At 44.8% G+C, this 11605-nt stretch carries 10 protein-coding genes; all 10 read right to left on the reverse strand.

Features of this window, described 5'->3' with window-relative positions; genetic code table 11:
* Positions 1-150 precede the first annotated feature (150 nt).
* Positions 151-1668, reverse strand: coding sequence for a DNA phosphorothioation-associated putative methyltransferase (locus tag AC5JR3_RS05675; protein ID WP_495843878.1), 1518 nt, complete (start codon positions 1666-1668; stop codon positions 151-153).
* Between the two features lie 130 nt (positions 1669-1798).
* Positions 1799-2188, reverse strand: a complete 390-nt coding sequence (gene dndE / locus AC5JR3_RS05680) for a DNA sulfur modification protein DndE (protein ID WP_495843880.1) — start codon at positions 2186-2188, stop codon at positions 1799-1801.
* 53 nt (positions 2189-2241) lie between these two features.
* A complete protein-coding gene (gene dndD / locus AC5JR3_RS05685; protein ID WP_495843882.1) occupies positions 2242-4224 on the reverse strand; it encodes a DNA sulfur modification protein DndD in 1983 nt (660 codons plus the stop codon).
* Positions 4225-4325: 101 nt separating this feature from the next.
* Positions 4326-5894 (reverse strand): DNA phosphorothioation system sulfurtransferase DndC, encoded by a 1569-nt coding sequence (gene dndC, locus AC5JR3_RS05690; RefSeq protein ID WP_495843884.1) that lies wholly within the window; start codon positions 5892-5894, stop codon positions 4326-4328.
* Positions 5895-5978: 84 nt separating this feature from the next.
* Positions 5979-6959 (reverse strand): HNH endonuclease, encoded by a 981-nt coding sequence (locus AC5JR3_RS05695; protein WP_495843886.1) that lies wholly within the window; start codon positions 6957-6959, stop codon positions 5979-5981.
* Positions 6960-7023: 64 nt separating this feature from the next.
* A complete protein-coding gene (locus AC5JR3_RS05700; RefSeq protein WP_495843888.1) occupies positions 7024-7497 on the reverse strand; it encodes a DNA phosphorothioation-associated protein 4 in 474 nt (157 codons plus the stop codon).
* Between the two features lie 78 nt (positions 7498-7575).
* Positions 7576-8328, reverse strand: a complete 753-nt coding sequence (locus AC5JR3_RS05705) for an SAM-dependent methyltransferase (RefSeq protein ID WP_495843890.1) — start codon at positions 8326-8328, stop codon at positions 7576-7578.
* 195 nt (positions 8329-8523) lie between these two features.
* Positions 8524-9183: a Uma2 family endonuclease gene (locus tag AC5JR3_RS05710; RefSeq protein WP_495843892.1), complete on the reverse strand. Its 660-nt coding sequence runs from the start codon at positions 9181-9183 to the stop codon at positions 8524-8526.
* The gene (locus AC5JR3_RS05715) at positions 9170-11236 is read right to left on the reverse strand and encodes an AAA family ATPase (protein WP_495843894.1); all 2067 of its coding nucleotides are present in this window, start codon (positions 11234-11236) and stop codon (positions 9170-9172) included. The genes AC5JR3_RS05710 and AC5JR3_RS05715 overlap by 14 nt, the downstream gene beginning before the upstream one ends.
* Positions 11233-11406, reverse strand: a complete 174-nt coding sequence (locus tag AC5JR3_RS05720) for a hypothetical protein (protein WP_495843896.1) — start codon at positions 11404-11406, stop codon at positions 11233-11235. The genes AC5JR3_RS05715 and AC5JR3_RS05720 overlap by 4 nt, the downstream gene beginning before the upstream one ends.
* Positions 11407-11605: the final 199 nt, after the last annotated feature.

Below are 11605 nucleotides of genomic sequence, written 5' to 3' on the forward strand. Positions count from 1 at the left end.
TTCCCTCCTCCACTTTTGCCCTTCTCTCTTTTGTAAAAAACCTACACCTGTGAGATCCCCCCTGCTCCCCTGCTCCTCATCCCCCCTGCACCCCTGCTCCGCCGCACCCCTGCACCCCTGCACCCCCACACCCCTGCACCCCCGCCTTTATTAACTCCTGCGATTACGGGCAGAAAGTAGCAACTTCACCTGATAGGGGTCAGCATCTTTGCGCCAGTAGACGCGATGACCCCGGAGTTCGGCGCAGTGTTCTCGCAGACACTTCTGCCAGCCAAGATGGGTGCCAATAGTATGAGTGTTGTCGAAAAGCCCCCAGTTTTCTTCTTGGTGTGTGAGTTTTGCAAACTTCTCATACAAGGGATAATCTGGCATCACAAAGGTTTCTTTGCGGTGCAGAATCGGCGGATTAGGGGAGATGTCGTAGTTGTGGTAAACCACCTGTAAGTCCCTCAAATCAACTTGCATACTAGTGTGCAAGGCAGGATGGGGGGAATCGTCAAAGTCGGGATAAAACAGGTAAGAGATTTTTGGCTGATTAAAGTGGAACTTAATCAACGTCGCACCATCCAATCGTCCGATGGTACGGCTGGCGCAACCTTCGTAGAGCCGCAGGAGGGGATTAAGGGCTTCAAGGGCAGAAACATGGACATAGAGGGCTTGCGGTAAAAGTTTGCCCACAGCACTGCTTTTGCAGCACTTGGCAATCAATCGCAAATCTCCCACACTAAACAGCATCAAATCGGCAGCAGCACAGGCTTGTTTGTAGCTACCAAAAAGGGCTTTGATGTCGTTTTGGACGATGCTTGCCAAATGGCTGAATTTGGGGCGACGGCTGAATTGGGTCAGGGCGAGGTAAACCAGGAGGTCTTGACGGCGCTTTTCAGAAATTGCCTCCCACTCTGTGGGGTTTGTGGCTTGCAAAATGACTTGAAAGGCGCGGCGGAGGCTGCCAAATTCTGCCAGAAGGTCGGAGGTGCTGGTGAGTTCCGTTGCTACGGGGAGGCGTCCGCGTTCGGTGACAAAGGCTATTAAGGGAGCAAGAAGTTCCTGGTAGTCTTCAAAACGCTTAATGCTGAGGCGGATTCTGGGGGTAGTGGTGCGAGAGCGGAAGCGGGAGGCGCGGAAGCTCTCCGATTGAGCGGCGTCGCGGAAGACAAAGTAAATCCCTAAGGCAACGGGAACCGCATCAACGCCGAGAACCTGGTCAATATAGACTTTGAGTTCTTCTTGTTCGTAGTATTTTTGGAAGGTATTGCGGCGGGTGACAATGCCGTCACCGTAGGCAATTTGTCCGCTGCGGCGATCGTCAATCAGCACTTGGGCGGAGACGATAAGGACTGTTTGAGTGAGTTCCCAGGCATTGAGCAGGGCTTGACGGCGTTCAACGGGGTCTTCGATAACGTTGATCACGTAACCGAGGTTGACGATATCGGCGGGTTGTTGTTCGACGTCGGGATGGTAGTAGGGGTCCCAGCCTGCTGAGGTGTAGCCTTGTTTGGCAAGACGTTGGATATCGCCACCGTGACCGCAGCCGTAATCGAAAAAGGTTGTGTTTTGAGTGAGGAGGGCGCTCAATTGTGCCAATCGTACCGGCTTGGAAAGGTCTGTGCGGACGATCGCGGCTCTGTGACGCTCGATTTCAGGGGCTTCTGGGAGTGGAGCAACCATAGCTGAATCAAGATCATTTCAGTTACTATACTCCGCCGAGAAGGATTTCTCCCTTCCCTACATAAATAATTAGGTTGTCAACACACACAGAGGTGGACAGTCGCACTTAGATATCGGCTAGAAGTTGGTACTACGAGGGGGGTAATGCCAAAGCGATCAGGTCTTCGATTTTTTTAATATTAGGATCACCCGCCAAGTAGCCGATACCACGATGGAGGTGGAGGCGAAATTGGTGGGCGAGGGTTTCTTTATCGAGGCTGAAGCCGTCTTTGTGGCAGCGTTGTTTAAGAGCGATGAGGAGAATGTCTGACATTTCTCCCCCAAAGGTGCGCCAGGTGAGTTCGACGTTGCTATCGGCGGGTATGGGTACGGGTGAGGGAGGGGTGGGTTCGGCGAGGGAACGACAAAACGCCCAGCGACAGAGGATGTTCCACTGCTCAATTTTGGTACTACGTTTGAGTTTAGAAAGCTGGTCTTTGGCGGTTTGGGAAAGTTTGATGCGGTCGATGGGGGATTCCATAGGGTTTGATTGATGTGAGTTTTTTGAAGCTTTCCAGGAAGTCTTTCTCACCCTTACCAGAAATAGCCCTGTTCTACCACTGTCTGACGCTTTGAGGGATCGTACTTGAGCAGATATTCTCGCGCGATCGCTTTACTCTCTCTCAACTGTTCTACCTCCAAGGCACCAATTTCAGTATCTGTTGATAGCAAGATCACTTGGTGACTCGCATCAGGGAAGTAACGTTCAACGAGGTTCTGACGGTGAGAGGAATCAAGGCGTCCGAGGGGTGTATCAATCGCTACAGGTAACTTCCGTCCGGAAATACGGGCAAGTCCCCAAAGGAACGCGATCGCTAGTAACTGTTTTTCCCCCGCTGAGAGGCGATGTTTCGGGACTGGTGCCGATTGTAAGTTGTACAGGGAGAGGCTGTAGGTTTGACTATCAATAGCGACTCGATGAACTAAATCTGATTTGTGCAGGAGAAAGCGGAAACATTCCGTAACTTCTAGTTCTAATTTGTTGAGTTTGTGAAGGGTCAATCGCTCCCGGAATAATTTCAAGGTGTCTTGAACTGACGCCGCACGATTGATGATGTGTTCGTCACTTTTTCGGTCAATTGTCTGCTTACCGTACTGTTCTAGCTCTTTTTTAATTTTGGCGATCGCGTTATCTAAATCCTCACAGTGCCTCCTAATCGCCTCATAAGCCGCTTGCGCTTGGGCGAGTTCGGTTTGGGCTTTACTTAGGGCAACTTTCAACAGTTCAAACGCTTCCGGTGAAGCTGCTGTTAATAGCTGTTTTTCGGTAGAGGCGGTCTCTTCTTCTATATTTTTGAGTTTGTCCAGTTGCTCGGTTGTCACTTTTATCTGATTGAGTAACTGTGACCCAAGCAAACTAGCTAACTGATGAAGAGTTTCTGTATCTGCCCCTAACCAAGATTCTTCAGTCGATGCGATTTCTTTTTCTAGCTGGCGATTTTCAATAGCTAAAAAAGACTTTATTTTATCAATTTGTGCTGGCTTTAACGATAGCTCTGTGATGTAATCTATCAATCGCCCGTCTCGGGCTTTCAAGACATCCCGTGCCATTTCTGCTTGTTGACGTTTTAGCTCTTTTTCGCCTTGGGTTTGGGCTTCGGTAAGCAGGGGTTGAATGAGTACCAGAGGCAATACATCAGCCGCCAACCCGCGCAGGCGATCGCGGTTAGCTTCACCCTCCTCAGCCAAAGCCTGCCGAGTCTGCTCTAATTGAGAACTTTCTGCCGCAATTTTTCCCCCTTCGGAGGTGTATTTATCCAAGGTTTTTTGCAGATTATCTTGGGCAGTTTTTAAATCAACTTGCCGAGAAGCTAGCTCTTTATTTGCAGCTTTTTTCTTATCCTTGTGTTCCTGCAGCTTGGCTTCGATTGCTTCTATAGTCGCAAGTTCGCTTTTGCTAGCTAGAAGTTTCCGCTTACGATTAACAATAATTTCTAAATCTGTTGAAAGTCGTTGAGCAAGTTCTAGCCCCAAAAGAGATTGAATCGCATCGACAACCGAGGCAGGTGGGGCATCGAGTTCTGCTAATTCTTTAACCTGTTCTCCATCAAAAAGGAACAGATTAGAAATTCCCAAAGGCAGCACATCTTCTATCCGTTCTTCCCAAGTTTTAGTTAGCGCATCATCAAGCCATGTATCAATTGAAACTTCTAAATGGTCTTTGCCATTTTGAGGATTTTTTGTCCAGGTTCGTTTGATGCGACATACTACCTGGACGTTGTTTAAAACATGCTCAAAGGCGAGTTCAACGGCGGTTTCTTCGGTGGGTTTGGCATAGCTGTTAACACACTGAGCCAGAAAGTCGCTATAGCTCAAATTACCACGAGTAGAACATTGGGCACGAGGGCCATAAAAAGCCAGACGAATGGCATCCATTAATGTAGTTTTGCCCCCACCATTCATCCCGCCCAGGAGGATAATTGGGCGAAGACTACCATTCTCTTCTGGGCTGAGATTGATTACTTGACGTCCCTGATAGGGGCCAAAATTTTGTAATACAAGTTCTAGGAAAATCACGGAGATATTAGAGTTAATTGATAATATATGGCAACCTGATCAGGGTACGATATGCCGTACCCCTAACTATATAGGTTGTGTGTGGTGTGGGCATTACCCACCTAAATTATCTCTTCTTCGGTGTCGGAAGCATCTTTGGCTTGATACTTCATCTCCGCCCAGGTTAACTGTTTAACCTTGTCAACATTGCCATCACCAGCGGCATTTTTCAAATCTCGCATCTGGTGAGCTGCGGCGATCGCTTCTTCTTTTGAGCGGGAACTCGTCTCAAAGCACTTCTCTAGGGCTTCATAAATCCCGATGCGGCGAGATTTGGTGTGATACTGACGTTCGGTATCGAGGAGCTTTGCCATCAACTCCAGATGCATAGCATCGTCTTGGCAGATCTCTTCTAACACGTTCCACTCATCAGCACCGAGGAGGGTATTATCAGCACCAGGGCGAATGTCAATGAATTGTTCTCCCGTCACTTCTTGATAGATCCGGGGCAAACTATCATCAAATTCATGTTTTTCTTCCAACCAAATTCTCCGAATTTCACTCAATTCTTCTGGAGTAATTAAGGTGATATCGCGCACCATTTCTGGGCCTATTTTACGAATTTTAGTTTGTGCGCTGAGAACTTTTCTAAGCCAGGTTTCTCGCCATTCTTTAATATAGGGGCCAGGAATCGGTTCAACGGAGATTTCACCATCTACGTTACGCTCAAAGAGTTGAACGTTGCCCCACAGGCGGCGGAAGTCTCTCCTGTCCCGATCGTTTTCAACATCTAATTCATTGCGAATATTAAGCAGAGGCTGCATCCATTCCTTTTCTTCATCATTCTGAATCATTGCCTCCATTGATTTATCTTTATTAACTATTGTGCAAACCCAGCACCCAAAACGAGAATCACCGCAGCTAGGGGTGGAAGTATCAACTACGAGGGGACACTCGCTGTCTGCTGTTGCCCCTCGATACATAGCGAACAGCTCTTTATTACTTTGTCCCCAAGGGTTTTGCCACTGATTTAAATAAATCCAAACTTCATCTGTGCACCAGTCTTCAATAGGAAGGTAGATTAGAGAATTAGGTCGGCTAGGGTTAGTGTTCAAACGATCCCTCACTCGCCACTCTCTGTGTTTAGCCATATTTGCTGCCCGTTTAGCACTTTCAGCCTTGCGAGTACCTAGAATTAGAATTACTTCACCGCTAGTTCTAATCACTTCGCGAATAAAAGAGTCAGCAGGTTTAATTTTTAGACGTTCAGTACACCACCTAAAGCGATTTCTGGGGGTTGGGTAGCCTTTGCCAATTAAACACACCCAAAACGTATCTTTAATCGCGGGATAAGTTAAATAAGGTTTTATTGGCATTTCTTGCTCTTGGGCAGCAGCCTTCATTTGTTCTAGAGACTTGCGTACCCAGGCAGAGACGACAGGATTTTCGACAAGCGTATCATTTGTAATAACGTGGATCGTCTTGGTTCGTTTTTCTGGTGGAAGCGCCGCGATCGCATTCCATACTAGTTGCAATATTGCTGTGCTGTCTTTTCCTCCACTCCAGCCAACAACGAATGGTATCTCGTCTTGAGAATATAATTCTTGAATTTCTTCAGTTAAAACTTGTATATTTTCTACTAATTCAGCCACAGTACGCGGCGGGAACAGGGATATCTGGTTTTCTATCATGCTTGAAAATTTATATACTTTTCTAAGTTAGTAATAATAGTTGCCTAATCTTTGCAACTATTATACGCCCATTCTATAGTATCTTTAGGGAATAAATATATTTTTGCGATGCCACTGGAGTGATTCAATTCTAGGATGGTATTTTATTTCGTTTGGTAAGCTAATGATTTTTTTTTCAAAACTCTTCATCGGCTTAGCATGTGGTGATTCTTCCGTTAGTTGGCTCGAAATTATAATTTCGTAGCGATCATCTATACAAAACCATCCTCTATCAAATGCCCAATGATGATTTTTACAGAAGGATATTCCATTATCAATTCTACTGTCATAAAACCTTGAAAATGGTTTTATGTGTGCGCCATCTATTATACTTTGAGTAAGTGACATCATTACTTTCAAATTGCAAAAGGCACATTTGTAATCATAAAGATGCACAACTGCTTTACGGAAAAAAGAATTTCTAATAACTGATTTTTTTAAATAAAACTTTGGATCTTCGTTTAGAGTAGGTTGGTCATTAGTAACTTCTTCTTTAACTCCTACAGGATTATTTTGAGAAATCTGATTAACTTCTAAAATATCTTCTATATTTTTATTGCCAGATGCAAACCAAGCTGCTATCAGAGCATCAGTTAGCTCTTGTCTATAAATTTGATCTTGTAACAAGTGGAATAGTTCACCATCTAAATATGCGTAGTCAACGTCATTTCTTAATTTAGGAATTGACTGAGGACGCCCTCCATCATATTTAGAGCTGTACTGGAGATGCCAAAATTTACCATCCTCATTTTTGAGATGGAAAAATGGAAGGGCTAAATCACTACCTTTGAAAGTCTCAGAACCGAGTACATCCCAATACCTTTTAAAGGTATTTATCAACTCATCGGAAATAGGAATATGATTAGTTTGAATTAAACCTTGTGCAATTAGCTCAATTACAGATAAAAGTAATATAGGTTTATTAAGCGCTTCACCTCGTTTTTTGTTTCTGTTTACCTTGAGCTGAGAAAAAAGTTTACAGTATTCAGCTAGGTTTTGCCTGGATTTTTGCTGTTGTCTTTTCATCTCAATTTAGCGAAAATAGAAATTGTTTATAAATTTAGTAGTTGCCTATAATGTTTAGTAACTACTAGTGAAGAAACCGACTTAAATCAAAATCCTTTTCTTCAAAATTTCCCTTGAGTTTTTCAGAACTAAGAAACAACACAATTTGCTCAGAATAATCTACTGAACCACGTAATTCCTTCCGTAATATTTCAAGTCCAGCGTTTGCGTACTCTTCAAAAAGAAGAGTTTTTTTATCTTCGCGTTCATCATCATAAGATGAGAGAACATACTTATCTTTAGTTTCAGCAAGTGCTAAAAGTTTAATAATTAAATCATACCCTTTGGCGACAAAAGTCTCTTTATGAATTGGAGCTGGATCTCTTTTAGATACCTCCCCCAAAGGCAGCCGCTTCTTATGCTTTGCTCCTAATACCGCCGCAAACACCATCACATCAGCATAAGTTTGGAAAGCTCCCGTTGTGCCTTCTGATGCTGTTAATGCTTTGACTAAATCAGCCTTGTCTTTGGCAACCCTAATTCTTTTGGTATCGAACATTGTATGAATAATATTTAGTATCTAAGAGTTGAACTAAACGTTTAAAGCCACAAGCGATCGCCTTTAACTAAAACCTGATTACTTATAAACGACGCAGCCATACATAAAAACCTGCTCCCGCCCTTGGGCTGGTTTCTCCAACGCGTCAGCCTGCCACGCTGAAACTGGCACAATGCCCGGTTGCGTCAACTGCCATCGTCCCAGCAACGGTCGAATTGTTGTGGGATTACGCATATGTAGGGGCGCGCCCATGGAATTGAGTAGTTCTAACACTCTTTGATACTGCGCCAGTGCTTCACCATCAAAATCCAGTGCCAGGAAACTCCCCGCAGGTGCCCAATCATAGAGTTGATCGAGCATCTGGGCTAAAGTATCATCTGGGATAAAGGCTGAGACACCAACAAAGACCATCCCTAAGCGTTGGATCGTTCCCAACACTCGATCGATAACCGAGCGATCGAGGGTATCGAGGTTTGTTGCATCGCAAAATATGTAGTCGGCATGAGGATTATCCCTGAGGATTTTTTGTCCCAGTTCGATGTTCGCCGCATCGATATCCGTGTAGAGTACCTTAGCTTGCGGCACCGCTTCATGTACATTGCCACAAGTGGGCAATCCAGAACCAAAAACAACAAACTGCTCGATTCCCTGGGATTCGATGTAGCGAGTGACGCGACTAATATAGTCTCGTAAAGTACGAAAAACCATTGGAAAGTTGGGGTATAGCGATTCAAAAACTTTGGCGGCTTCTACATCAACTGGGTAGTGATGAAAACCACCAAGCCAATAATCAAGAATGCGGGCAGTGTTGGGAACAGGCGAAACAACCATAAAACTCCTTTTCTGCAATTAGTTTGAGCAATCGGCGATTATTCCGTCATCATCCTCAGTTTCACTCTTTTTGAGGGCTGCTTCTACAAACGCGATCGCCTCCATAACCTCAACACCTTCAAAATAACCACTACCAAACCCTCTCTTATCCCTTTGTATCAACCTCCCTTGCCCTCTGGGTTAAAAAATTATCCCTCAACCTTGGCTAAACATCTTCAACAGCCAAAGATTGATCTTCGTATCATCCTCCGTCTGGCTACGGCTCAGGGCTGATTCTACCGTCGCTATTTCCAAACCGGGTAAAACCCTCGACTGCTGAATCCGTCCGCTTTGCCCATCAGCAATTTTAAACGCAATCACTTCTCCAGAATTGAGGTCGTCCACCCAGTACTCCTGCACCCCTGATTGTTCGTACAGCAACCGCTTGCGCCCCAAATCATCCCCCACAGACTCCGCCCCAACTTCCACAATCAGCGTGGGTGGATCGGATAAGTCTAGCGCGATCGCTTCATCAATTAGCGGCGGTACTCTTAACCCAGAACCGATGTAGAACGCCAAGTCCGGTTGAAATTCCCCTACACCGAATTGCCGAAAGCTAGTATTAGCAAACTCAATAATGGGAATCTTCCTAACAGTTGCAAAAAAACTGACGGTCTTAGAAATAATTGAATTGTGACGACCATGACGAGAACCAAGGGGCGACATCTCAATTCTTACGAGTCCTTGATGATAGTAAAATCTGCCGTCGGCGTAGGCAGGATTTTCTACCAGTGCAATAAACTCTTCCCAGCTAGCCTCTGCCCACCAGGTATCTATGGCAAAATTTTCTATAAAAGATGAATCAAAAACCGTCATCCACCTCGATAATTTCTGTATATTCAAAGTCATTCGGGCTAGGCTTCACTAAGGAATAGCGATTCCCAGCTATCTCAATGGCATCTTCTTCACAATTTGGCTTCGGAGAGTTGTAAACCAACACATACTCTCTGCCAATATGATTGTCCATCTCCCTGGCAACTTCTCCTAGCCACTGGGTTTTCGTTACCAAAACCACTAATTGATTCGCTAACTGCGGCAGCGTCTTAGCAATTTGTCGGCGGTACACTTCATCTAAACTGCCGAAAGGTGAATCCATTACCACCGGGAAAGTGCTGCTATCGGGGCCGAGTAAAGTATTTTCTTGACTCCACTCCCGCACTCGGTCAATAATGCCGCCAATAAATGAGAGGCTTAGAATCTGATTTTCCCCTGTGGAAGCAGCAACCGTTGCCTCTTTTCCTGCCGTAGTTTCAATTAAAGATAGTTCGTATTTATCGCTCAGTTTGGGGAGATAAGGAGTAAAGGAAATTTCAGCAAATAGTTCCTGTACCCGTTTTTCTAGAGAGGAGCGAAACTGGGTATCGAGGCGGTTTCTTACTTTTTGTAATCGCGCGATCGCCTCCTCAGTGGCGCTAATCCTCCGTTGCGCTAACACTTGCTTTTCCTCATTCATTTTATGTTTAGCAACTTGCTTAACTTTTGCCTCAATATCTCCTTGCAAGCGCTCAATACTTTGCTGATTTGCTCCTTTTTCTAAAATCAAATCCTTGATTTTTAACTCCGTCTCATCCAGTCGCTTTTGTAATTGCTGAATATCTTCACTGGGAAAGCTTCGCAGCCTTTTTTTAATATCATCTAACTGCGTTTCAATCCGCGAAAGTTCAGCTCTCCCCTGAGCAAGAATTGCTTGTTGCCGATCAACTTCCTCCCAAAACTCCGGCACTTGCTTGTCAATTTCATCCACCTGGGCACTCATCCGAATTGCCGTTTCTTCCACATCCGCAATTCCTGCCTTATCCATCCAGGAAGACACCTGCTGATGAGCATGAGTTCCCTCAACTAACTTCTCTCCACAGATGCAGCATCCTTGATTGAGCAAATCACCGACAAATTGCCGTTTGATGCCTACGGGTAGCTCTCCTCTAGAGCGCATGTCATCGACAATTTCTCGAAATTCCACCGTCACATCAGAGAGCAAGACAGTATAGCCACGGGTAGAAATTGCCCGTTTCAGCGCCTCTTTCGATTGTTTGAGCTGTTCTCGAATCAGCGCTTCTTGAGTTTCCAACTCATCCCGCAGTCGCTGCAATTCCTCAGCCCCACTAAATTCTAGTAAGCGACTACCGAGGGTTTTCTTTAACTCCTCTTGGTGAGATACTTCTCGATCGATTTCTTTTTGACGATTTTTAAGGTAATAAATTTCCTGCTCTAGAGTTTGCTGCTCTTTTAAAAGCTTTTTAGTTTCCGAATCTCCAATAAAGGCTAATTCTGATTCTAAGATTTTCTTCGCATCTTTTAAATGAGTAATAGCCCGGTCTAAAACCTTAACGCCTAGTAAAGTTTTTGTAGCTTCAGCAATTTCTAACTTTTTATCAGAACGAACAAGTTGCTCAATGCGTTCGCCATCAAAGAAAAAGTATTGATGTAACGAAATCGGTAAAATTTGTCCGATGATATCATCAGGATGTTGCTGGGGCAGTGACCAGCGTCCATCATCTCCAGCGATTTGCAGGAGCAACTCACTTTTCGAGTGTTCCACTCCCGATTCGGTTTTATAGCCCCGACAGCGACGCTTCACCTGATAAAGTTTGTTGTAATGCTCAAAGCCGATTTCTACCCAACAGTCCACGGCTACTCCGGGGGAAGATTCAGCGATCGCCCGTTTATTTACTAACTGATCTTCTGAAGCAAAAGCGGGACTAAATTTTTCATATAACACCCAAGTAAAAGCATTTAATAGAGTGGTTTTACCCGCGCCATTATTACCATGAATAATAGTGGCATTGCGCTTTCCTATTGAAAATAAAATTTCGGGAGTTTTGCCATAAAACTGACGAAAGTTGCAAAGCCGGAGCGAGCGCAGCTTCATTGCACTTCTTCCTTAATAATTTTCACAATATCATCCTTAATGTTGCTTGGTCTTGTCATATATAGCTTGTCTTTTTCCGCCTGCAAGACTCGTTCAATAATTTGGCGGACTTCTGGTGGAGCGCTGGTAATTGGCTCCTGGACATCCTGAATACCCGGTTCTTCTGTCATAGCTAGAGATGCAAGTTGTGGCGTTTGAGCAATGCTGGCTAAATTTTATCGAGGTTCCCTTAGTCAGCTATCTGTAGGTTTTGGGGAGTAAAGAGGGAATGCCCTTTTTAAGATACGTTTATTCTAATTAGGCGATCGCTTTGAGGATGGAATAATGGCGGCAGTCTCAGGATTGCTTAGTCCCAGGTTTGACGCGGTT

Source organism: Kastovskya adunca (assembly GCF_059505785.1).

What these genes read in the sequence shown, in the direction of transcription:
- AC5JR3_RS05675 (WP_495843878.1), bottom strand. Translation starts at nt 1,668, where the DNA reads ATGGTTGCTCCACTCCCAGAAGCCCCTGAAATCGAGCGTCACAGAGCC.
- dndE (WP_495843880.1), bottom strand. Translation starts at nt 2,188, where the DNA reads ATGGAATCCCCCATCGACCGCATCAAACTTTCCCAAACCGCCAAAGAC.
- dndC (WP_495843884.1), bottom strand. Translation starts at nt 5,894, where the DNA reads ATGATAGAAAACCAGATATCCCTGTTCCCGCCGCGTACTGTGGCTGAA.
- AC5JR3_RS05695 (WP_495843886.1), bottom strand. Translation starts at nt 6,959, where the DNA reads ATGAAAAGACAACAGCAAAAATCCAGGCAAAACCTAGCTGAATACTGT.
- AC5JR3_RS05700 (WP_495843888.1), bottom strand. Translation starts at nt 7,497, where the DNA reads ATGTTCGATACCAAAAGAATTAGGGTTGCCAAAGACAAGGCTGATTTA.
- AC5JR3_RS05705 (WP_495843890.1), bottom strand. Translation starts at nt 8,328, where the DNA reads ATGGTTGTTTCGCCTGTTCCCAACACTGCCCGCATTCTTGATTATTGG.
- AC5JR3_RS05710 (WP_495843892.1), bottom strand. Translation starts at nt 9,183, where the DNA reads ATGACGGTTTTTGATTCATCTTTTATAGAAAATTTTGCCATAGATACC.
- AC5JR3_RS05715 (WP_495843894.1), bottom strand. Translation starts at nt 11,236, where the DNA reads ATGAAGCTGCGCTCGCTCCGGCTTTGCAACTTTCGTCAGTTTTATGGC.
- AC5JR3_RS05720 (WP_495843896.1), bottom strand. Translation starts at nt 11,406, where the DNA reads ATGACAGAAGAACCGGGTATTCAGGATGTCCAGGAGCCAATTACCAGC.